The 22821-nt window shown below is 67.8% G+C and carries 17 protein-coding genes and 1 pseudogene; 17 read left to right on the top strand and 1 reads right to left on the bottom strand.

The window, feature by feature from the left end:
• The first annotated feature begins 100 nt into the window (after nucleotides 1-100).
• The 4 genes from ACQY7V_RS06215 to ACQY7V_RS06200 all read left to right on the top strand — a co-directional run bounded on the left by ACQY7V_RS06215 (nucleotide 101) and on the right by ACQY7V_RS06200 (nucleotide 6530).
• Nucleotides 101-1021 carry a carbohydrate ABC transporter permease gene (locus tag ACQY7V_RS06215; RefSeq protein WP_154476272.1) on the top strand — a complete coding sequence of 307 codons (921 nt, stop codon included), beginning with the start codon at nucleotides 101-103 and terminating at the stop codon, nucleotides 1019-1021.
• A 5-nt stretch (nucleotides 1022-1026) separates the two neighbouring features.
• Complete coding sequence (locus ACQY7V_RS06210) at nucleotides 1027-1965, top strand: carbohydrate ABC transporter permease (RefSeq protein WP_428639382.1); 939 nt, start codon at nucleotides 1027-1029, stop codon at nucleotides 1963-1965.
• 25 nt (nucleotides 1966-1990) lie between these two features.
• Nucleotides 1991-3427, top strand: a complete 1437-nt coding sequence (locus tag ACQY7V_RS06205; RefSeq protein ID WP_303843908.1) for an alpha-L-fucosidase — start codon at nucleotides 1991-1993, stop codon at nucleotides 3425-3427.
• Nucleotides 3428-3518: 91 nt separating this feature from the next.
• Nucleotides 3519-6530 (top strand): cadherin-like beta sandwich domain-containing protein, encoded by a 3012-nt coding sequence (locus tag ACQY7V_RS06200; protein WP_428639379.1) that lies wholly within the window; start codon nucleotides 3519-3521, stop codon nucleotides 6528-6530.
• Nucleotides 6531-6664: 134 nt separating this feature from the next.
• Here the strand turns inward: ACQY7V_RS06200 and coaA are convergent, their stop codons facing one another.
• Nucleotides 6665-7618 (bottom strand): type I pantothenate kinase, encoded by a 954-nt coding sequence (gene coaA, locus ACQY7V_RS06195; protein ID WP_303773280.1) that lies wholly within the window; start codon nucleotides 7616-7618, stop codon nucleotides 6665-6667.
• 112 nt (nucleotides 7619-7730) lie between these two features.
• Here coaA and glmS point away from each other — a divergent pair, with 112 nt between their 5' ends.
• The 13 genes and pseudogenes from glmS to ACQY7V_RS06130 all read left to right on the top strand — a co-directional run.
• The gene (gene glmS, locus ACQY7V_RS06190) at nucleotides 7731-9644 is read left to right on the top strand and encodes a glutamine--fructose-6-phosphate transaminase (isomerizing) (protein ID WP_235362037.1); all 1914 of its coding nucleotides are present in this window, start codon (nucleotides 7731-7733) and stop codon (nucleotides 9642-9644) included.
• A gap of 196 nt (nucleotides 9645-9840) precedes the next feature.
• On the top strand, nucleotides 9841-10734 hold the full coding sequence (locus ACQY7V_RS06185; protein WP_303778076.1) for a GRP family sugar transporter: 894 nt from the start codon (nucleotides 9841-9843) through the stop codon (nucleotides 10732-10734).
• A 154-nt stretch (nucleotides 10735-10888) separates the two neighbouring features.
• Nucleotides 10889-12487, top strand: coding sequence for a bifunctional ADP-dependent NAD(P)H-hydrate dehydratase/NAD(P)H-hydrate epimerase (locus tag ACQY7V_RS06180; protein WP_428639376.1), 1599 nt, complete (start codon nucleotides 10889-10891; stop codon nucleotides 12485-12487).
• An 8-nt stretch (nucleotides 12488-12495) separates the two neighbouring features.
• The gene (gene alr / locus ACQY7V_RS06175; RefSeq protein WP_428639386.1) at nucleotides 12496-13839 is read left to right on the top strand and encodes an alanine racemase; all 1344 of its coding nucleotides are present in this window, start codon (nucleotides 12496-12498) and stop codon (nucleotides 13837-13839) included.
• A complete protein-coding gene (gene tsaE, locus ACQY7V_RS06170; protein ID WP_320772114.1) occupies nucleotides 13836-14459 on the top strand; it encodes a tRNA (adenosine(37)-N6)-threonylcarbamoyltransferase complex ATPase subunit type 1 TsaE in 624 nt (207 codons plus the stop codon). The genes alr and tsaE overlap by 4 nt, the downstream gene beginning before the upstream one ends.
• Before the next feature lie 10 nt (nucleotides 14460-14469).
• On the top strand, nucleotides 14470-15165 hold the full coding sequence (gene tsaB / locus ACQY7V_RS06165; RefSeq protein ID WP_320772115.1) for a tRNA (adenosine(37)-N6)-threonylcarbamoyltransferase complex dimerization subunit type 1 TsaB: 696 nt from the start codon (nucleotides 14470-14472) through the stop codon (nucleotides 15163-15165).
• Nucleotides 15162-15629 (top strand): ribosomal protein S18-alanine N-acetyltransferase, encoded by a 468-nt coding sequence (gene rimI, locus ACQY7V_RS06160; protein ID WP_303774663.1) that lies wholly within the window; start codon nucleotides 15162-15164, stop codon nucleotides 15627-15629. Before tsaB ends, rimI begins: the two co-directional genes overlap by 4 nt.
• A gap of 233 nt (nucleotides 15630-15862) precedes the next feature.
• A complete protein-coding gene (locus ACQY7V_RS06155; protein WP_154476292.1) occupies nucleotides 15863-16564 on the top strand; it encodes a succinate dehydrogenase cytochrome b subunit in 702 nt (233 codons plus the stop codon).
• 17 nt (nucleotides 16565-16581) lie between these two features.
• Nucleotides 16582-18561 carry a fumarate reductase/succinate dehydrogenase flavoprotein subunit gene (locus ACQY7V_RS06150; protein WP_154476294.1) on the top strand — a complete coding sequence of 660 codons (1980 nt, stop codon included), beginning with the start codon at nucleotides 16582-16584 and terminating at the stop codon, nucleotides 18559-18561.
• Nucleotides 18558-19301, top strand: a complete 744-nt coding sequence (locus tag ACQY7V_RS06145; RefSeq protein ID WP_184453664.1) for a succinate dehydrogenase/fumarate reductase iron-sulfur subunit — start codon at nucleotides 18558-18560, stop codon at nucleotides 19299-19301. Before ACQY7V_RS06150 ends, ACQY7V_RS06145 begins: the two co-directional genes overlap by 4 nt.
• A gap of 266 nt (nucleotides 19302-19567) precedes the next feature.
• Nucleotides 19568-19891 (top strand): hypothetical protein, encoded by a 324-nt coding sequence (locus ACQY7V_RS06140; protein ID WP_320772116.1) that lies wholly within the window; start codon nucleotides 19568-19570, stop codon nucleotides 19889-19891.
• Nucleotides 19892-20200: 309 nt separating this feature from the next.
• Entirely contained in the window at nucleotides 20201-21583 is a 1383-nt protein-coding gene (locus tag ACQY7V_RS06135) for a hypothetical protein (protein WP_428639373.1), read from the top strand.
• Nucleotides 21584-21907: 324 nt separating this feature from the next.
• Nucleotides 21908-22821, top strand: a pseudogene (locus tag ACQY7V_RS06130) (hypothetical protein); the annotation flags it as partial.

Here is a 22821-nt window from a genome sequence, read left to right as displayed (position 1 = left end):
CTGTTGCGCGCGGCCCCATCGGCGGGCCGCGCGCAACAGGGGCCGGATCCGCCCTCCCGGACGCACCCCATCGCGGCCCCACGACCGACAAGGAACAGGAATGCCCACCGACACCCGACGACCCGTGCGGCTCCAGCTCAACGGCGCAGCCCGCTTCCGGCCGAAGTGGGTTCCCTGGCTCTGGATCGGCCTGCCCGTCATCGCGATCATCACCTTCTACATCGTCCCCTTCATCACGACCCTCATGGTGTCCTTCACCAAGACGAAACCCCTGGGCCGGATCGGGCGATTCGTCGGACTCGACAATTTCAGAACCGTCCTCGGCGACCCCGAATTCTGGGAATCGATCGGGAACTCCCTCCTGTACGCGCTCTGCGTCGTCCCCCTGATGGTCCTCCTGCCCCTCCTGCTCGCACTGCTCGTCAAGAGCAGGGTTCCCGGAATCGGCTTCTTCCGGGCCCTGTACTACCTCCCGGCGGTCTCATCCCTCGTCGTCATCTCCCTCGCCTGGCGCTACCTGCTCGATCAGCGCGGGCCGATCAACAACTTCCTCACCTCCGCGGGGATCATCGACCAGCCGGTCCCATTCCTCTCGAATGAATGGCTCATCCTCTTCAGCGCGATGCTCATCACCCTGTGGCAGGGGCTGCCCTACTACATGATCCTCTACCTCTCCGCCCTGGCGAACGTCGACGCCTGCCTGTACGAGGCGGCGGAAATCGACGGAGCGGGACCGATCCGCAGGTTCCTCACAGTCACCGTCCCGGGGGTGCGCGTCATGATGTTCCTCGTCGCCACCCTCACGACCATCGGCTGCCTCAAGATCTTCACCGAGGTCTACCTCCTGGGAGGCTCAGCCTCTCCCACCACGACACTTACCATGTACATCCGCGACCGCATCATCGACCCGACCTTCGGATCACTGGGACAAGGAGACGCCGCATCCGTGTGCCTCTTCCTGCTGACCTTCGGGTTCATCATCGCGTCGCAGAAGCTGCAGAGGAAGGCGGAAGAGGGATGAACGGCATGCCACGATCCATCGGCCCGGGGCCGCAGGCTCCTTCCCTCGGGGACGGCGCGCTTCAGCGCTGGAACAGGCGACGCCGACAGGAGCGCGCCCGGAACGCGGGAGGGCGCAGAATCCGGGGGCACCGCCTGGTCATCCGCTATCTCACGCTCACCGTCGTCGCGATCCTCCTCGTGGGTCCCCTCGTCCTGCCGCTCATGGCCGCCTTCAAAGCCCCCGAGGAAGCGGTCTTCGGCCAAGGGGCCACTCTGCTGCCCCAGCAGTGGTCGCTCGCCTCATTCCAGCGCCTGTTCGATCGCACCGACATCCTCGGGGCGATCGGCAACTCCGCGATCATCGCTTCGCTCACAGTCGTCTCGAACATCGTCTTGAGCTGCGCGGGCGGCTACATGCTGAGCCGGAGGGGATGGACCGGCCGGCGCATCATGTACGTCCTCGTCCTGTCGGCCATGATCTTCCCCTTCGAGTCGATCATGCTCTCCCTGTACAAGATGATGGTCCAGATCGACCTGTACAACACTCTGCCGGGCGTATGGATGGTGGCGATGATCGGGCCCTTCCAGATCCTCATGATGCGCGCGGCGTTCATGGGCGTGCCCGACGAAATCGAAGACGCCGCCCTCATCGACGGGGCGGGCGAACTGCGCCGCTTCTGGTCGATCTTCCTGCCCCAGGTCCGCGGCACTCTGACCGTCGTCGGACTCACCTCCTTCATCGCCGCATGGTCCGATTTCCTCTTCCCCCTGCTCATGCTGCCCGATCCGAAGAAGCAGACTCTCATGCTCGCCCTCACGGCGATCCAGAACTCCCCCCAGGGCACGACCTACCAGCTCGTCCTCGCGGGGGCCGTGGTCGCCCTTCTGCCCGTCATCATTCTCTTCTCCGTGAGCCAGCGCTTCTTCTTCCGAGGCATCGAGGCCGGAGGGTTGAAGTTCTGAGGACGATTCTGGACAGGAGGACGTGATGGACTTCGAACTCGGAGAGGAATTCGCTCCCGATGCCCTGGGGGCCGCGGGAGTCCTTGAAACCGGGACAGATCCCGGCTACGTCTACCCCGAGGACCCCGCGAGTCGAGCGGCGCTCGAGCGCTGGCAGGATCACAAGGTCGGCGTCATCATCCACTGGGGGATCTACTCGAGCATCGGCCAGGACGGCTCCTGGTCCCTTCACCGCGAACGCCTCGGAGGCTTCACCGATCCGCCCGACGACTGGGAGGGCGGCGATGCCGAATACCACAGTTGGTACCGCGACCAGGCGAGGCGCTTCACGGGCGAGGCCTTCGACGCCGAGGCGTGGGCGAGGGCCTGCGCCGATGCCGGAATGAGGTACCTCGTCTTCACGACGAAGCACCACGACGGCTTCGCGATGTACGACACCGATTATTCGAACTTCAAAGCTACCGCGGAGGACTCGGGCCTCGGACGCGATGTCGTCCGCGAGGTCTTCGACGCCTTCCGCGCCCGGGGCCTCGATACCGGCGTCTACTTCTCGAAGGCCGATTGGAACCATCCGGGGTACTGGGATCGTGCGAAGCCGCTGAAAGACCGCTTCCACAACTACGACATCGATGCGCGCCCCGCAAAGTGGCGCTCCTTCGTGGACTATACGAAGAACCAGATCGAAGAGCTGCTGATGCGGTATGGGACGATCAACGTGCTCTGGCTCGACGCGGGGTGGGTCCGGGCGCCCTACGAGCCGATCGACATGGACCGGATCGCCGATCGTGCGCGCGAGCTTCAACCCGGGATTCTCGTCGTCGACCGCGAAGTGCACGGCCGCAACGAGGACTACCGCACCCCGGAGCAGGAGGTGCCCGGAGAGCTTCTCGACTACCCGTGGGAATCGTGCATCACGATGGGGCGGGGATGGTGCGCGATGCGCCATGACGACCCGATCAAGCCCATGCGCCACCTCATCGACAACCTCCTCGCGATCGTCTCGCGAGGCGGGAACTACCTCATCGGCATCGGTCCGGACGCCGACGGCCGGATGCCCGATGAGGTGAAGAGGGGACTGTCCGAGCTCGGCGCCTGGATGCGCATCAACGGCGAGGGGATCTACGCGAGCCGACCCTGGGAGGGGGCATCCGGGCTCCGAGGATCGCAGGGCTGGAACTGGTATGCGACACGATCGCGTGACGACGGGGCCCTGGTCCATCTCTTCGGAATCCCCCCTCGCGATCCCGCCGACGCGGGAATGGAGACCTTCGAGGCCCCGGGGATCCCCTCGACCTCCATCACGGTCCCGGGCCGCGTCTCATCGGTGCGCATCCTGGGCGACGAGGGCGTTCACGCCGAGCTCATCACCGACGGAGGGGACCCGGATGAGGCCTCCACACGGATCGTGCTCCCGGCGACCCGGTGCAGCTACGCGATCGGTCTCGCGCTCGAATTCGCCTAGGCGCGCAAGCGAACAGCGCTCGGGCCGGATGAGCACGACGCCGATCCTCGCATTCCGATCCGCTTTCCTCATCTGACAAAGGAGTTGAGACATGAGGAGAATCCCCGTCATCGCGCTGCTCGTGACGCCGTGCCTCGCAGTATTCGGCATGGTGCTGCCGGCGCTTGCCCAGAACGCGGAGGAAACACCGCCCCACCCCGAAATCCTGTGGGCGACTTCGGAGGAGCTCTCCGGAGAGACCGCCCCGAACGGACGGATCGCCGCCCTCGTCGATGATGATTCGGGGCGTCCCGATCACGAGAAGAGCTTCTGGACGACGAAGTGGTCGGGCGGGACAACGCCCTTCCCCCACGCCTTTGCAATGACCAACCCCCTGGGTGACGCGGGTGCATGCGGTCTGCTCATCACAGCACGACCCACTTGGGGAACGACCTACGGCAACGATCATCTTCCCGCCGAATATTTCATTCACGGATTCGATGCGGATCCCGGTAATCCCGCCGAATCCGATTCGGCGATGATGCAATGGCGCGAGAGCATCGCCCTCGGCGAATGGACGCAAGGTGAGCGCCTCGCAAACGGTCCACGGCTCATCAAGAAGAACGAGCCGCAGGTCATCTCCTTCACGAAGACCTCGAAAGCGGTCATCACCCTCACGGGTCTGAGAGCGATGGAGGCGGAGAAGAACGACATGGCGCTCTCCGACGTCAAAGTCCTTCGCTGCGATGCCGCGGGAAGGCCCATCATCCCCGCCGGGGTCGAGGAGCCTTCGGGCGGCGACCCGGAGGTCCCTCACCCGGATGCGCCGGAGGAGGGCTCCGGTTCGGACACCCTCGTCACCGATTTCATCATCGATCAGCTTCCCTACGGCGAAGCAGGAGCACCGGTCGACTTCGCCCCGACGACCCATACGTACACGGCGATGGCCTACTACCACGCCGATACGGTATCGGCGAGGATCAAAACGGTCGAAGGGGCGCGGGTCACGATCAACGGCGCAGCCGTCAACGCCCAGGGCAGAGTCTCGGGTCTCGCACTCGAGGAGGGCCTCAACCTCATCACCGCAGTGGTGTCGAAAGGCTCAGAATCAGCCACCTACGTCGTCAATATCCTCAAAAAGCCGACCGACTTCCGCGGGCATGTGCTGATCCCGGCTGCCGTTTCACTCAACGGCGGATCCGACGAGAACAACGCCGCCCTCGTCGATGGCGACCGGCACACCTCCTACACGGCCAAGCCGCTCGTACGCGCTGCGGAATGGAACCAGAGCGTCACCGGCTTTGAAATCGATCTGGGCGAGGCTCGCTACGTCCATCGGGTGAACGGCTTCGGGCGACCCGAGCTCCCCGCGGGCACCGAATCATGGCACGGGGGCAATTCGGTCGCCATCGCCGTGCAGGACGAAGGCGGGGAATGGAAGACCATCGTCACCCATGCGTCGCTCACTCGTGATGCCGGGGGGATTTGGTACTGGGATTTCAACGCCTATCACCGTGCACGTCGGATCCGGGTGTGGATGAACATCGAGACAGAACCCCAGACGCCGAGGAACGTCGCAACGGGCGTCACATTCGAGGAGATCGAGGTGTGGGGGCTACCCGCAGGACAAGAGCCCGTCGCCCCCGACGTCGACAACACCTCTTTCGAGAAGTACCGGGCCTTCAATCCTCAGGATGGACAATGGGGAGTGAACAGGGCCCAGACCCTCGCCCTCCAGTACGGCATCATGATGCCCACCTGGATCCCCTCCGAGGGCTACGGCCGAGGGGGCTTCGACGCGCGGGAACGCGATCTCACCGAGGGCGCATTCCCGATGTTCTACGACCTCCCGATGTTCAACACCCCGCTGATGGAATCGCTGGGCGAGGGCTCTCCATGGGCGATCGCCAAGGCCCCCTTCGGGAAGAACGGTATCAGCGCGGCGGGGAGCCCGAGAGATTTCCTCACCGACATCATGCGCCCCTATGCGGAGACCCTCGTGGATATTCAATACGGAGACGAGGGCGGCTTCAGCCGAACGGAATCCGATAACTTCGGACGGTGGTTCGAATGGTCGAAGCGGAACATCCCCGGTGCGCTCGTCCACGCGAATTCTTGGAATGACCCCTCGTGGTACAAGGCCGAGAACCTCGACTACTACGTGAGGAACGCGAAGCCCGATCTGCTGAGCTGGGACACCTACTACTACAGCCCGAATTCGGGCCCCAAGCCGGACAGCGTCGTCCTCGATCTGTTGAACACGCAAACCTGGAAAGCGCAGCGCGAATACGCCCTCAAAGGGCTGACCGGTGACGGGTCGAGCCCGATCCTCTACGGCCAGTACCTGGACTACAACTGGGATGCGAATGTGTCGGAGTCTCAGAAGGCGATCGTCCCCTCCCTCGGGCTTGCGACGGGCCAGAAATGGTTCGGCCTGTTCAGGATGGAGTACAACGGTTACGACCGCTCTTCGATCATCGATTACGACGGAGCACCGACCAGGTCGTTCTACGAGTTCTCGAAGATCTTCGGGCACATCGAAGCCATCGGCGCATACACGAAGGCGATGACATCGACCTTCGTGGCATACAAGCCCGGATCGTACGAGGGGAGGAAGAACGGCGTCCTGAAGGGCTACACCTATGGGAACTTCGCCGAAGGCAGCGAGGCGAAGGCGGCGAACGAGTCCGTCGGCTTGAAGGACGTGACGGTGCGCAATGCGGGATCGGTCAATGCAGGCAGGCCCGGCGATGTCGTGATCGGCTACTTCGAGCAGCTCGACGGTCTGAGCCCCGAGAAATCCAGGGAGATCTTCGGCGAATCGACGAGCGCTCCCAGGGGCTTCCTCGTCGTGAACGCCCTGACCGGAACGACCGAATTCCCCTCGTTCTCACTCAATCCGCGTAATGACGACGGATCCTTCGCCGAGACTGCTCAGGACATCGTCCTCGTCCTGTCGAAGCCGAGCGAGGACGCGCGCCTGATCCTCGTCGATCCTCAGGCGGGATTACGGCGGGAAGTCGACCTCGGTGAGGGGCCGACCGCATCTGTCACCCTGTCCGCCGTCGGAGGCGGCGATGCGCGCTTCCTGTACTGGGTGACGGGCGGGTCCTCCCAGGACTGAACAGGGCGGGAGGGGCGGTGGTGTCCGGATGCCTCGCCGGGCATCCGCCGTCCCTCCCGCTCGTACGCGCTCGTCGGCGCGGGGAGGGCGGAGAGGAAACGGGAGCCTCGCAGCACCCCGGGCAGCCCGGCCCCTCAGTCCTTCCTCAAAAGGAGCGACTCGACCCGGTGCGAGGCGTCCTTCTTGAAGATCATCGTGGCGCGCTCGCGGGTCGGCGCGATGTTGTCGCGAAGATTCGGCAGATTGATGGCCGACCACACCATGCGCGCGGTCGTCTCCGCCTCGACATCGGTCAGGCCCGCATAGGTCCGGAAGAAGGAATCCTCGCGGGAGAACGCCGTCCGGCGCAGCTCGAGGAAGCGGTCCACGTACCACTGCTCGATATGCGCCTCTTCCGCGTCGACGTAGATCGAGAAATCGAAGTAGTCCGAAACCGCGACGCTCACCGAACCCGGGCGGATGCGAGGCGGCTGCAAGACGTTGAGCCCCTCGACGATGAGGATGTCGGGTGAACGGACCGACAGGGTCTCGCCCTCGACGATGTCGTACACGACATGCGAATACACGGGCACCTCGAGCGAAGGCGCGCCCGACTTCACGGCGGAGAGGAAGTCGATAAGCGCCTGGCGGTCGTAGGACTCGGGGAAGCCTTTACGGGCGAGGATGCCCCGGGACTCGAGGACGGCGTTCGGGTACAGGAACCCGTCCGTGGTCACCAGGTCGACGCGCGGCGTATGCGACCAGCGGCTGAGGAGGAGCTGGAGGAGACGGGCGACGGTCGACTTGCCGACCGCGACCGACCCCGCGATGCCGATGACGAAGGGCGTGTCCGTGGCGGAGGAATCGCCGAGGAAGGAGCGGCGCTCGTGAGCGGTGCGCCGGCGGCCGTCGACGTAGAGCTGAAGGAGGGCCGACAAAGGCCGGTAGATCGCATCGACTTCGCGCATATCGATCGGGTCGCCGAGGGACGCGATGCGATCGATGTCCGCCTGCGTGAGGGGAAGGGGAGTGCGGTCGGCGAGGCGGTCCCATTCCTCGCGGGTGTAGTTCGCGTAGGGGCCGGTTGCGTGATCCGGGCGCGTGGTCATAGTCGGATTGTGCCGCATTCGGGCGCTCCTTCGCAGCGCCGGAGGACGCGAAGAGGGAAGATCCGGTCCGGCGGGTTCGCCCGAGGGCGCTCGGTGTGCTGGAATGAACGGCATGTGCGGAATCGTTGGACACATCGGATGCCGGGCCTCGCAGCGTTCGCGCGAGGTCGTCATGGGCGGCCTCGCCCGCCTCGAGTACCGCGGGTACGACTCGGCGGGCGTGGCGCTCGTCGGCGACGAGGGCGTGGCGGTCGTCAAGGCCGTCGGCAAACTCGTCAATCTCGGGGACGCCCTCGACGAGGCGAAGCCCGAGGACGCCTTCGCGGGCATCGGGCACACCCGTTGGGCGACGCACGGCCGTCCGACGAGGGAGAACGCCCATCCGCATACGAGCGAGGACGGCCGTTTCGCCCTCGTCCACAACGGGATCATCGAGAACGCCGACGTCCTGCGCGCCGAACTGCGCACGGCCGGCGTGACTTTCGCCTCCGACACCGATACCGAAGTCGTCGTCCACCTCGTCCAGCGCGCCTACGACTCGGACGACCTCCTCGAATGGGAGGGCGAGGCCCCCGGTCTCGAGGGCGGGGCCGCCCGTGCGGCGCGGCGCCTCGTCGCGGCACTGCGCGCGGTCACCGCGCGCCTCCAGGGCACCTACACGCTCCTCGTCGTCTGCTCCGAGGCTCCGGGCGCGATCGTCGCCGCCCGCCGCTCCTCGCCGCTGGTCGTGGGCCTCGGCGAGGAGGAGAACTTCCTCGGCTCGGACGTCCTCGCCTTCGTCGAGCACACGTCGCGAGCGGTCGAGATCGATCAGGATCAGGCGGTGCTCGTCACCGGCCGCGGCGTCGTCGTCATCGGGCACGACGGCGCGCCCGTCCCGCTCAAGGAGTACGAGGTCGACTTCGCTTCGGACCGGGCGACGAAGGACGGGTGGCCGACCTTCATGGAGAAGGAGATCCACGAGCAGCCGCGCGGCGTCGCCGACACCCTCGCCGATCGCATGGATGCGCTCGGACGGCTCGCCCTCGACGAGGTCCGCATCCCCGAGTCCCTCCTGCGCTCCATCGACAAGATCATCATCGTCGGCTGCGGCACGGCCTCCTACGCGGGCCAGGTCGCGCGCTACGCGATCGAGCACTGGTGCCGAATCCCCGTCGAGGTCGAGCTCTCCAGCGAGTTCCGCTACCGCGACCCGGTCGTCACCGAGAAGACCCTCGTCGTCGCGATCTCCCAGTCGGGCGAGACCATGGACACGATCCAGGCGATCCGCCACGCCCGCGAGCAGGGGGCGAAGGTCGTCGCGGTCGTCAACACCCCCGGTTCGACGATCTCGCGCGAGTCCGACGCGGTCCTGCTCACCCATGCCGGCCCCGAGATCGCGGTCGCATCCACGAAGGCCTTCACCTCCCAGGTCACGGCCTGCTTCATCCTCGGCCTCTACCTCGCCCAGGTCCGCGGCAACAAGTACTCCGACGAGATCGCCGACTACATGGACAAGCTCGCTGAAGCCCCGGCGAAGATCCAGCAGGTCCTCGATCAGGGCGAGACGGTCCGCCAGTTCGCCCGCACGATGGTCGATGCGACATCGGTGATCTACCTCGGGCGCCACGTCGGATTCCCGGTCGCCCTCGAAGGCGCGCTCAAGCTCAAGGAGATCTGCTACATCCACGCCGAGGGCTTCGCCGCCGGCGAACTCAAGCACGGGCCGATCGCCCTCGTCGACGAGGGCCAGCCGGTGATCATCATCGTGCCGACCCCGCGCCGTCCTGAGCTGCACAACAAGGTGCTCGCGAACATCCAGGAGGTCCGCGCCCGCGGCGCGCGCACGATCGTGGTCGCCGAGGACGGGGATCATTCGGTCGACGAGTTCGCGGAGGTCGTCTTCCGTGTCCCGCCGATCCCGACCCTGTACGCGCCGCTCCTTGCGGTCGTCCCCTTGCAGATCTTCGCCTGCGAACTGGCGGGCGCGAAGGGGCTGGATGTGGACCAGCCGCGCAACCTCGCCAAGTCCGTGACGGTCGAGTAAGCGCCCTGGGCCTTCCTTCTCCCCTGCAGTCGGCCCCGTCTTCGGCGCGGGCTCGCCGTGCCTGCGGCCGCTGGTCGAGTTGGCGCGTGGCGCGTGACTCGTGCGTACGTGCGGGTCGGGTGCTCCGGGGGGCATCCCTTCGGCGAAGAAAGGTGATGCTTTCGGCGGGAGGGGTGGGAGGCACTACCCTGCTGCCGTGGCCGACTTCCTCCTCGCACTCAGCCCCTCGTTGATCCTCGGGACGATGAGCGTCCTCCTCGTCGTCCTCGGAGGCGATGACAGGCAGCGCATCCTCGGCCTCATGACGGGCGGCTTCCTCACCTCGCTCATCGCGACCCCTTTCCTCGGCGTCTCGTGGACGCCCCAGTCCTTCGCGATCGCATACGCCTCGGGCCTCCTGCTCGGCTGGGGCCTGGTCGACCAGACCGTGTGCCTGAGGGTCCTCGGGGTCTCGCGGACCATGCCCACGTCGACGGGCCTTCAGCTCGTGGCGATGTCCTTGGGCGGCGTACTCCTCTTCGGCGAATGGCGCCACGGCGCCTCCTCGCTGTTCGGAGCCGGCGCGATCGCGGCCCTCGCGCTCGGCGTGTGGCTCGCCTCGCGGCATGAGAAGTCTGAGTCGGCCGACGGCCTCGACTGGCCGCGCGGCATCCGCCTCCTGGCGACTTCGACGATCGGTCTGGTCGCCTACTTGCTGCTCGTCCAGTGGTTCGGGATCGACGGGCGCACGGCGCTCCTGCCGCAGGCGCTCGGCTACATGACGGTCGCGCTCATCCTGACCGCGCCGCGCTTCACCCCGTGGGTCGGCCCCGCCGACACCCGTTGGTCCACGCGCACGCTGCGTCAGATGATCACGGGCATGATGTGGGGCTGCGCGGTCCTGATCCTCATGATCAGCGCGGACCGCGTCGGGGTCGCAACGGGCTTCACACTGTCCCAGCTCGGCATCCTCATCTCCACTCCCGCTGGCATCGTCCTGCTCGGGGAGTCCCGCACGCGCAAGGAGATGCGCTGGACGGTCATGGGAGTGGCGCTCGTCATCTGCGGCGCGGTGCTCGCCGGCTTCGCGAAGAGCCTCGACCTGCCCTGAGACCGCGCGGCTCCGCCGTCGTCGGAGGCGATGCCCGTCGGCGGCTCGTGGTGATGCCCCCAACGGGCCCGTGGCGATGCTCTCGGCGGCCCGCGGTGATGCTTTCAGCGGGGGCGGGGAGGAAGAAGGCCCGCGAAGATGGAATGATCGCAGCATGATTCCCGCATTCACCCGCGCTGAAGTCCGTGAGGCCGAGGCCCGTCACGTGCGGGCCGCCCGCGCCGAAGGCGATCCGGATCGTCTCATGCGCTCGGCCGCCCGGGCGGTTGCCGACGAAGTGAAGGACGTGCTCGCCGCTGCCCGCCCGGCTTTCCCGGGCGGGGAGGCCTCCCCGAGGGTCTGCGCGCTCGTCGGCGGAGGGGACAACGGCGGGGACGCCCTCTATGCGGCTTCCTTCCTCGCTCAGCAGGGCGTGCCGTGCACGGCCGTCTGCCTGAGCCCCCGCGTTCACGAGCGCGCCCGCGCGGCCGCCGCGGAACAGGGGGTCGCGTGCCTGTCCGCCCATGAGCTCGCCGAGGGCGAGCCGCTTCGCTCCTCCCCGGGCATCGTCGAGGCGCTCAGCTCCCCGATCTGGATCGACGGGATCTGCGGGACGGGCCTCGTGGGCGCCATTCGCGAGCCCCTCGCCTCACGACTGCGCGAGTTGGAGGGCATCCGTTCCGAGCGCGGCGCGCGCGTCGTGGCGATCGACGCGCCCTCGGCCTCCTCGGACGACGACGGCGAGATCGAAGGGCCGCTTCTGAAAGCCGAACGCACCGTCACGATGGGGGCGATGAAGTCCCTTCTCGCCCTGCCGCCCGCTTCCCGCGCCGCCGGCCGGGTGCGCGTGCACGAGCTCGGACTCGACATGGGGCGCAGCAGGGTCGTCCTCATGGAGGAGTCGGACGCGGCGGCGCTCATCCGTGCGCCCGGCCCCGAGGACCACAAGTACACGCGCGGAGTCGCGGGCCTCGTCGCCGGCTCGCAGACCTACCCGGGCGCGGGCGTCCTGGCGGCCCTGGGCGCTCAGGGCGCGGGGCCGGGCATGATCCGCCTCGACGCGCCGACCCGGGTCGCCGACCTGGTGCTCGCGGCCGTCCCGGGCGTCGTCACGCGGGGCGGGCGGATCCAATCGGGCCTCGTCGGGCCCGGAATGGATGAGGAGACCCGGCAGGCGGCCCGCGAGCTCGCCCGATTCGCCGCGTCCTCGGGGCTGCCGCTCATCATCGACGCGGGCGGTCTGGAACTCGTGCCGGAACTGCGCGACCAGGGGATCGGTGAGTTCACGGTCCTGACCCCTCACGCGGGTGAAGCCGCGACACTGCTCGGAGCGCTCGGCCGGACGACGCCCCGATGGTGGGTCGAGGACCACCCCGCCGAAGCCGCCCGCATCCTCGCACGGGAGGCCGGTGCCCGAGTCCTCCTCAAAGGGGCCGAGTCCTTGCTCGCCACCCCGGCCTCCCGGATCTTCGTCACGCCTCGGGGGTCCGCCTGGACCGGGGTCGCCGGAGCCGGGGACGTCCTCGCCGGATTCCTCGCGGGGCTCGCAGCGGGCTGGAAGGCCGACCGGGAGCGGGGCCTGACGGACCGGGACTTCGACGCGCTCATCGCCGCGGGAGCCATGATCCACGCCCTCGCCGGGGCGGCCGCCGCCGGAAGTTACGGCCCCCTCGGCGGCCCGATCGGCGCCCTCGACATCGCGCGCGCCCTGCCCCCGGTGCTCGGCCGACTCCTGACCCCACCAGCGGGCAGGGCCGAGCCGGTGGGATACTAAGACCCGTGATGCTCCAAACCTCGCCGGAATCGCCCTACCCGGGCCGCGCGATCGTCGACCTCGGTGCGATCGGAGAGAACCTGGAGGTCCTGCGCGCCTTCGCCCCCGGCGCCGTGCAGATGGCGGTCGTCAAGGCCGACGCCTACGGGCACGGCCTCCTCCCCGTCGCAATGGCCGCGCTGCGGGCGGGCGCCACCTGGTTGGGCGTCGCTCAGCTCGCCGAAGCGCGCGCGCTGCGCGACGGCCTGGACGCCGCCGGCATCGACCGGAGCGCCGCCCCGATCCTCGCCTGGATCGCGCCGAGCGGCGCCGACTGGGCGGGAGCGCTCGAAGCCGGTATCGACCTGTCGGTCTCATGGACCTGGGTCCTCGCCGAAATCTGCGCAGCGGCCCGCGACACCGGGATCCGCGCCCGGATCCACGTGAAGATCGATACGGGGATGTCGCGCGCGGGCTCCACGCAGGCCGACTTCCCCGCCCTCGTCACCGCGGTCCGTATGGCCGAAGAGGAAGGGCTCGTCGAGGTCATCGGCGCCTGGAGCCACCTGTCGCGCGGGGACGACCTGAGCGAGGACGGGCTCGCCTCCACAGCGGCGCACGTGGAGATCTTCGAGCAGGGGCTCAAGACCCTTGCCGATGCGGGCGTCGAACCGCGGCTCCGGCACCTGTCGGCGACCGCCGGCATCCTGTGGCACCCGCAGGCCCACTACGACCTGGTGCGCGTCGGCATCGGCATGTACGGACTGAGCCCGGATCCTCTCACCGCGAGCGGCGCCTCGCTGGGCCTGCGTCCCGCGATGACCCTCCAGGCGCCCCTCACCTCGGTCAAGGCCGTCGAGGGCGGGACCCCCGCCTCCTACGGGGGCACCTGGCGGACCCCGGGCAGGCGCTGGCTCGCCCTGGTCCCCCTGGGCTACGCCGATGGGATTCTGCGCGCCGGATCGAATGGGGCGCCGGTCCTCGTCGAAGGGCGCGAGGCGATCGCCACCCGGGTCGTCGGCCGGATCTGCATGGACCAGTTCATCGTCGACCTCGGTCCCGCCGAGGGCGCGCCGGGGGCTCCGAGCGCCCGTTCGGGGCATGCCCCCGCGAGGGTCGGCGACGCCGCGATCCTCTTCGGCGATCCGGCGAAGGGCGCGCCGAGCGCCGACGATTGGGCGCAAGCCGCCGGGACGATCAACTACGAAATCGTGACGCGCCTGGGGGACAGGGTCCCCCGCGTTCATCTGAGCGACAGGCGCGTCGCCGAACGCGCAGGGGCCGCTGAGGCCTCGACCGCATGCGAGAACAGCGAGTGCGCCGCCCCGGCTGGAGGGGCTGCGGCGTCTACCTCGAAGAAGGAGGCCCGATGAACGCCGTGCTTTCGGCGACCACCCGCTCAGCCGAGCAGACGCGAGCCCTGGGCAGGGCCCTCGGGGAGGTCCTTCGCGCCGGGGACCTCATCATGCTCTCGGGCGGCCTCGGGGCGGGGAAGACGACCTTGACCCAGGGGATCGGCGAGGGCATGGGAGTGCGGGGGCGCGTCGCCTCCCCGACCTTCATCGTCGCCCGCGTGCACCCGAGCCCGGTCGGCGGCCCCGACCTCATCCACGCCGACGCCTACAGGATCTCCGACCTGGAGGATCTGGAAACACTCGACCTGGATTCGAGCCTGGCCGATTCGGTGACGGTCGTCGAGTGGGGCGAGGGGAAGACCGAAGGGATGTCGTCCGAGCGCCTCGAGATCGCGGTCGTGCGCGCAACCGGCGGGACGGCCGGGCGCACCGGGGGAGCCATCGATCTTGAGTCGATGGACGACGGCGAGCGCCGCATCGAATTGCGCCCGCACGGGAGCCGCTGGGACGGAGTCCTCGATCGGGTGCTCGTGCGCGCCCGGGGGCTCATCGCCGAGGGCGAGGCGCAGGCGCTCGACGAAGGCGCGCAGGCGGAAGGGGTCGAGACCGAATCGGTCGCCCCCGCCGCCGACGAGTAGGATCTTCGCCGTGACTGACCTCTGCATCGACACTTCCGCTTCCACGCGCGTCGCCCTCGTTGAAGGGGGCGAGGTCATCGCCCGTGCGCATGACGGCTCGACACGTCACCACGCCGAGTCCCTCACCCCTCTGGTCCGCGAGGTCCTGCGGAGCGCCGGGCGCCCCGAGGAGGCCGCTCGCGCGGGGCTCGCCCGCGTCCTGGTCGGTACGGGCCCGGCCCCCTTCACCGGCTTGCGCGCGGGCCTGGTCACCGCTCGCGTGATCGCGCGCGCCGCGGGGGTCCCCGTGTACGGAGTCCCCAGCTTGGAGCTCATCGCGCGCGCCGCCCTCGATCTGCTCGCCCCCGACGCCTGCGTCGTGGCGATTTCGGATGCGAGGCGCAAGGAGCTGTACTGGGGGCGCTTCCTCGCCGAGGGCCCCGACGACGTGCGCTGCGAGGGGCGACTCGAAGTGGGGGCCGCTCATTCGCTGCTCAATGCGCTGCGCGGCGCCTCGGATCTCGTGGTCGCCGCCGGGAGCGTGCCCGCGCATTCTGTCGAAGCGCTCGCGGGTGCGGAGTCCGGTCCCCTCGTCGAGCTCGATCCGGCGGTGCTCTCACGGATCGTGAGCGCGCGGCTCCAGCGCGGACAGGCCGATTCGCTGCGCACCGAGCCGCTCTACCTGCGTCGGCCCGAGATCCACGGCCGGCCGATGGAGCGCATGTGACGCTCGCGCCCGCCTCGCTGCGGCGCGCGGGGCCCGGTGATGAGGCGCTTCTCGGAGCCCTCGAGAATGAGATCTTCCCCGAGGACCCGTGGACGCCGACGATGATCGCCGAGGAGCTCGCCTCCCCCTTCTCGACTTACCTTCTCGCCCTCGGCGATGAGGGCGAGCGCCTCGGCTACGGGGGAGTCAAGGTCGTCGGCGACGCGGCGGACATCATGACGATCGGCGTCGTCGAAGCCGCCAGGGGAAGGGGGCTCGGGCGCCTCCTCCTGGACGAGCTCATCGGCGCGGCGCGCGAGGGCGGGGCGGAGGCGGTCTTCCTCGAGGTCCGTCACTCGAACCTCGCCGCACGCGCCCTTTACGCCGCCGCGGGCTTCATGGAGATCGGCGTGATCCGCCGCTACTTCCGCAACCCCGTTGAAGACGCGGTCGATATGCGGCTCGATCTTCGCGGGCCCGCCTGAGGCGGGCCGAGTCGCCCCCGATTCCGAAATCTGCAAGGTACGGCTTGGCAAAAGCGGGAATCGGGGAGGCGCGCCCGTGGGGCGGTCCGGGGTCGAATGTCGGGGAGTGACGCGGGTCTCAAATGGTTGAAACCGCGCAATCTCGCGGAAAAAGCCGAATGACCCCCGGTGCGCGGGAGTTCGCGGCCCTGAGTCCCAGAGGCGCCGATACCCCTTCCCATATGCTCAGAAGCATGGCCACAACTAATGTCGCATCGAAGAGGCGTCGTGCGTGGACCACCAGCGTGTTCGTGAAGCAGCTGATGGCCATCTCGGGCTTCGTCTTCGTCTTCTTCCTGCTGTTCCACTCCTACGGAAACCTCAAGATGTTCCTCGGTCAGGAGGCGTACGACCACTACGCCGAATGGCTCAAGAACGAGGCGTTCGTCCCGATCTTCCCCCACGGCGGTTTCATCTGGGTCTTCCGCGGCGCGATGATCCTCATGCTCGTCATCCACCTGTTCGCGGCGGCCTACACCTGGAAGCGTTCGCGCAGGGCCCGCACGAGCCGTTACGTCGTGAAGAAGTCGGTCACCGACTCCTACGCCGCGCGCACCATGCGCATGTCGGGCGTCCTCATCTTCCTCATCTTCATCTTCCACATCCTGCACTTCACGACCGGTACCGTGAAGACCGGGTTCACTGCGGACTCGACCCCCTACGAGCGCATGGTGGCCTCCTTCCAGTCGCCGCTCCTCGTCGCCGTCTACGCCCTCTTCGTCGCACTCGCCTGCATCCACGTCTCCCACGGCTTCTGGTCAATGTTCCAGACCCTCGGGTGGGTGCGCCCCGCGACGCGCAAGTTCATGCTCGTCCTGTCCGGAATCGTCGGCGCGATCATCTTCGTCATGTTCATGGCGCCCCCGATCGCCATCGCCGCCGGAATCATCTCCTGAGGAAGGTCGAATACATCATGGCTGACACCCTCATCAAGGGCCTGTACCGCGAAGGCGAGAAGATCGCCGACACCAAGGCGCCCCTCGACGTCCCGATCTCCGAGTGCTGGGAGTCCCGCAAGTTCTCCGCGGCCCTCGTCAACCCCGCCAACCGGCGCAAGCTCCGCGTCATCATCGTGGGCACCGGCCTCGCGGGCGGCGCCGCCGCCGCTTCGCTCGGCGAGATGGGCTACAACGTCGACGTGTTCTTCTACCAGGACTCGGCCCGCCGAGCCCACTCGATCGCCGCCCAGGGCGGCATCAACGCGGCGAAGAACTACCGCAACGACAACGACTCCGTCTACCGCCTCTTCTACGACACGGTCAAGGGCGGCGATTACCGCGCCCGCGAGACGAACGTCTACCGCCTGGCCGAGGTCTCGGCTTCGATCATCGACCAGTGCGTCGCGCAGGGCGTCCCCTTCGCCCGCGAGTACGGCGGCCTCCTCGACAACCGCTCCTTCGGCGGCGTCCAGGTCTCGCGCACCTTCTACGCCCGCGGCCAGACCGGTCAGCAGCTCCTCATCGGCGCCTACCAGGCGCTCGAGCGTCAGGTCGCGGCCGGCACCGTCACCGAGCACTCGCGTCACGAGATGGTCGAGATCATCGTCTCCGAGGGGCGCGCGCGCGGCATCGTCGCCCGTGACATGTCCACCGGCGCCCTCGAGACCTACGTCGCCGACGCGGTCGTCCTCGCGACCGGCGGCTACGGCAACGTCTTCTTCCTCTCGACGAACGCCATGGGCTGCAACGCGACCGCCATTTGGCGCGCGTACCGCAAGGGCGCCTACTTCGGCAACCCCTGCTTCACGCAGATCCACCCGACCTGCATCCCGCAGCACGGCGACCAGCAGTCGAAGCTGACCCTCATGTCGGAGTCGCTCCGCAACGACGGCCGCATCTGGGTGCCGAAGAAGGCCGAGGACTGCGAGAAGGATCCCCGCCAGATCCCCGAAGAGGATCGCGACTACTACCTCGAGCGCATCTACCCGTCCTTCGGCAACCTCGTGCCCCGCGATATCGCGAGCCGCCAGGCGAAGAACATGTGCGACGAGGGCCGCGGCGTCGGCCCGAAGATCGACGGCGTTGCCCGCGGCGTCTACCTCGACTTCGCCGATGCGATCGAGCGCATGGGCGTGGCCGCCGTCTCCGCGAAGTACGGCAACCTCTTCGACATGTACGAGCGCATCACGGGCGACAACCCCTACGAGGTGCCGATGCGCATCTACCCGGCCGTCCACTACACCATGGGCGGGCTGTGGGTCGACTACGACCTCGAGTCGAACCTCCCGGGCCTGTACGTCGCGGGCGAGGCGAACTTCTCCGATCACGGTGCGAACCGCCTCGGCGCCTCGGCCCTCATGCAGGGCCTGTCCGACGGCTACTTCGTCCTGCCGAACACGATCAACGACTACCTGTCGAAGTGCTTCAACCTGCCCGAGCTCGACGCGTCCTCCCCGGATGTCGCCCAGGCGCTCGCCGACGCGCAGTCGCGCATCGACACCCTCATGTCGATCAACGGCTCCCGCTCGGTGGACTCCTTCCACAAGGAGCTCGGCCACATCATGTGGGAGTACTGCGGCATGGAGCGCACCGAGGAGGGGCTGAAGAAGGCGATCGGCCTCATCCGCGAGCTCCGCAAGGACTACTGGAAGAACGTCCGGGTCCCGGGCAAGTCGATCGGCGAGCTCAACCAGTCCCTCGAGAAGGCCGGGCGAGTCGCCGACTTCATGGAGCTCGGCGAGCTCATGTGCATCGACGCCCTCCACCGCGAGGAGTCCTGCGGCGGCCACTTCCGCGCCGAGTCGCAGACCCCCGAAGGCGAGGCCCTCCGCCACGACGACCAGTTCCTGTACGTCGCGGCATGGGAGTGGGGCGGCGAGGACCAGCCGCCGATCCTGCACAAGGAAGACCTCATCTACAACAACATCGAGCTGAAGCAGCGGAGCTACAAGTGAACCTGACACTGAAGATCTGGCGCCAGAACGGTCCCGAGGACCGCGGCGCGATGCACGAGTACCAGGTGAAGGGGATTTCCGAGGAGTCCTCCTTCCTGGAGATGCTCGACGTTCTCAACGAGGAGCTGTTCGCCCGCGGCGAGGAGCCCATCGCCTTCGACTCCGATTGCCGTGAGGGCATCTGCGGTCAGTGCGGCATCGTCATCAACGGCATCGCGCACGGGCCCGAGGTCACCACGACCTGCCAGCTCCACATGCGCACCTTCCACGACGGCGACGTCATCACGATCGAACCGTGGCGCGCGGATGCCTTCCCGGTCATCAAGGACCTCGTCGTCAACAGGGGCGCCCTCGATCGGATCATCCAGGCCGGCGGCTACATCTCGGTGAACACCGGTGCGGCCCCCGACGCTCACGCGACTCCGGTCCCGAAGCAGGATGCCGATCGCGCCTTCGAAGCGGCGGCCTGCATCGGCTGCGGCGCCTGTGTGGCGGCGTGCCCGAACGCTTCGGCGATGCTCTTCACCTCGGCGAAGGTCACGCATCTCCAGCTCCTGCCCCAGGGCAAGCCGGAGAACTACAAGCGCGTCGTCAACATGCTCAACCAGATGGACGAGGAGGGCTTCGGCTCCTGCACGAACATCGGCGAGTGCGCGGCGGTCTGCCCCAAGCAGATCCCGCTCGACGTCATCGCGACGCTGAACCGCCAGCTCGGCAAGGCCGCCCTCAAGGGCGTCTGATCCGGCATTCGGCCATCTCGGGGCCCGGTCGCGCAGGCGGCCGGGCCCCGGGCCGTCTGCGGAGCGTCTGAGAAACCCGAAAGGTGCCCAAGAAGGGAAGCGATGAGCGGTGATCCCCTTCTTGGGCACTTCCGGGGTGCATGGACATCGGCCGCGCATCATCGGCCGTGCATTGGCGGCTCCCTCCCGGGTGCGTGCGCCGATTGGTGCGAGGAGTGCAGGGGCGAGCCGTAGAATCGAGAATGATCTCGCAAGGAGGCGGACACGTGACGGAATACGACATGACGGGGCCGGATACCCGGACGCGGCGCTACTGGGTCTCGGCGACCGTGGGCATCGGAGCGATGGTCCTCTTCGCCCTTCTTTCGCTCTTCCTCCTCGGGGGCGTGATGTTCGGCTCGGGCTCTTTCAGGCAGCTCGCGGATCGGGCCTTCCCCTGGTCGCTCCTCGCCCTGTTCGTCGCGGGAGTCGCGATGCTCATCGCGAATCGGCGCGGGCCCGAGACGGATGAGGAGCGGCCTGTCGGAGGACTGACTGGGCAAGGGGCGGCTGAAGAGGAGACGGCGGGGGAAGGACCGGACCGCTCCTGAAGCCCATCGGGGCCGATCCGATCGGCGCCTGCCACGGCACCCGGCGCTTCCCATTGCGCTCGGTGCTTCCCACTGCGCTCGGCGCCTCTCGGGAGACGACTGCCGGGCTCGCTTCCCCCTGTGAAGCGCCCCACCCCGCTTCCCCGAGCAGGCCTTGGGGGAGCGCCCTGAAAAGTCCCCAGCTTGTTTGAAATTCTCTCGTCTCGTCCTTTTCGAGTGAATAGCCTCAATGTTTGAAATACGGCGATCCCGTATCCCGGCGCGTCCCTCCTGTCGCGCCTCCCTCGAACGAAAGAGGCAAGTACTCGTATGCGCACTACCTCCGCCCTCCTCGCGGGCTCGTGGTCCTCGAAGAAGATCCTTCTCCCGACTGCGACCATCGGCATCGCCGCTGCCGCCCTCGTCCTTCCGGGCGCTGCGGCTCTGGCGACCCCCGTCGAAAATGAGACCGAGCCTCCGGTGAGCGAGACTCCGCTCGCCGTCGCCGATGACGCGCTTCCGGGCGCCGAGGCGCTGACGGATGACCCGAGCGATGCCGGTGAAACTACGAGTCCGTCTGCAGAGGCGCTGACGGATGCCGCAGGTGCTTCGGCCGTCGAGGGCGAGGGCGATGCGCCTGCCGCTCCGGAGGCCCTTGGCCCCGCGTCGACCGGGTCCCTTTCCTCAGCGCCTCAAGACGGGGTGCGCAGCCTGGTCCGCGCAGACCTGGAGGGGGAGCGCCGCGCCCTGAAAGAACAGATCGATCAGGCCGCAGAGCGCCTTAAGGTCGCGAAGAGGGACCTCGAGATCTGGAAGCAGAAGCTCACCAAGGGGGATAAGGACGCCCTGGATGAGGATAACCAGCGGACCCTCAACCATGCCTTCGACGAGGCGAATGCGGAGCAGCTCGAGCTGGTCGAAGAACTGCGCAGGATCAATCTGTGGATCGAGGACTTCGACGAAGGGATGAGGATCGAGGATCGTTCCGCGGCTCCGACTGCGCCGGGCGCTCCCGAAGCCGAAGCTCCGGCGATGCCCGAGTCCGAACAGCCTTCGACTCCCCTGACCCCGTCCGTTCCGGCTCCGGCAGAGCCTGAGGCTCCCGAGTCCGAGGTTCCTGCGATGCCTTTGACGCCGTCCGTTCCGGTTCCGTCAGTGCCTGAAGCGCCCGAGTCCGCGGCTCCCGCGATTCCTCTGATTCCGAGCATTCCTGGATCCGGATCGCCTGTGATGCCCGAGCCGCCTGCGAAGCCTGAGCCGCCGCTTGCGCCCGAGGGGCCGGTTGCGCCTAAGCCGCCTGTGCAGCCTGAGGGGCCGTCGAAGCCTGAGTCGCCTGCTGACCCCGGCTCGAAGGCTCCGGAAGCTGAGAAGCCCGAGGTGCCCTCCGACAAGGGCTCCGCCGATCAGGGTTCCTCCGATAAGGCGACTGATCAGCGGAAGTCGGCTGGCGAGGATGACGCGAGGCCGACTGGAGAGGATCGGGCCGTGCCTCCCATGAATCCTCAGGCTCCCCTTTCGGCGGACAAGGCGCAGCTCGCTCCTGTCGCCTCGAAGCCCTCCACCGTCGCCCGGTCCCCGCAGGCCGGCAACTTGGCTTCTCGTCCGGGCCTCGCGGTGACGGGAACGAACGTCGACGCCTTGCTGATGCTGATCGGCGCTTCAGCGCTGGCCGGCGGGGGAATGATGGTCGCTCGACGCGCGGCGCGCCGCTGATCCCCGCTTCCCGCGTGAGCGTGGGCCCGCCCTCGACCTGGATGATTCCGGGTCGAGGGCGGGCCCTTCGCGCATGATGCGGGAGGGATGAGGCAGGCCGCTTCCGTGGAGTGGATGCGGGCCGTCGCGGTGTGCTCGCTCGCGTCCTCGCGGTCCCGGAGGGGGAGAGGGGGATGGGGGTTTGACCTGATTCGTCCCCTATTTATTCAAAAATTGAAAGCAAATCGCCTCTTCCGGTCATTACCCTCGATCGTGCCAAGACGCGGGAGGAAGCGTTTTCTGATCTCCCGCACGGACCACTCATCGAAGGAATGACACTCCCGAATGCGAGCCCAGCACATCGCCCCCGAACAGCCCCGCAGCGGAAAGAGCCGCGCCGTCCCGGCGGCCGCCCTGACGCTCTTCGCGGCAACGGTCGCCCTGCCCCAGGGGGCTGCGCTCGCTGCAGAAGCTGACGCAGCGGCTTCGGGCGAGGCTCCTGCCGCCGTCGCTGCCGGCCCCGAGCAGCAGGCGAAGACCGAACTCGACGCGGCGACGACGGATGCCTCCAAGGCCGAGGAGGAGGCGGCCCGGGCCCGGCGGGCGGCCGAGGCCCGTGAAGCCGAGTCCGATGCCGCTGCCGCGAAGGTCCAGGAGGCGAACACCCGTCTTGAAGAGGCGCGAAGCCGCGTGAAGGAAGCCGCGACGGCGGTGGAACAGGCCAATGACCAGCTCACCCGGATCGAACAGACGGTGAAAGAGGCTGAGGCGCAGCGCGAGGCCCTCCGTGAGAAGGCCAAGAGCCTCAAGGACGAGTCGGCGAAGCTGGAGAAGACCATCGCGAGCGACTCGGCTGCTGTGAAGAAGCTCGAAGAAACCGCGGCACTCAAAGACGCTGCCGTCGCCGCTGCGGAGGGCGAGGCCGCGAAGGCCGAGAAGGAGAGCGAAGAGGCCGCGGCGAAGGTCGGTGCGGCGAAGGAGCCCCAGTCGAAACTCGAGGAGGCTCGGCGCAAGCTCGAGGGCGCAAAGGTGATCGCCAAGGCTGACCATGCCGCCGCGCTCGAAAAGGCGAATGCGGAGATCCCGGCGCTCAAGAAGACCAAGGAAACCGACGAAGCGGCTCTCAAGGCGCTGGAGGAATCGGTTGAAGAGATCAAGTCGACGGTGGATCCGTTGAGAGAAGAGCTCTCATCGATCGAGGCCATCAAGAAGTGGGTCGCTGAGCTCCAGCCCCAAGGGGAAGAGGGCACTCGAGACGT

Origin of the sequence: Schaalia sp. (assembly GCF_050312375.1) — a bacterium.
Taxonomy (GTDB): domain Bacteria; phylum Actinomycetota; class Actinomycetes; order Actinomycetales; family Actinomycetaceae; genus Pauljensenia; species Pauljensenia hyovaginalis.
The sequence above is the reverse complement of the archived record's forward strand: the minus strand, read 5'-3'. Positions and strand labels throughout refer to the sequence as shown.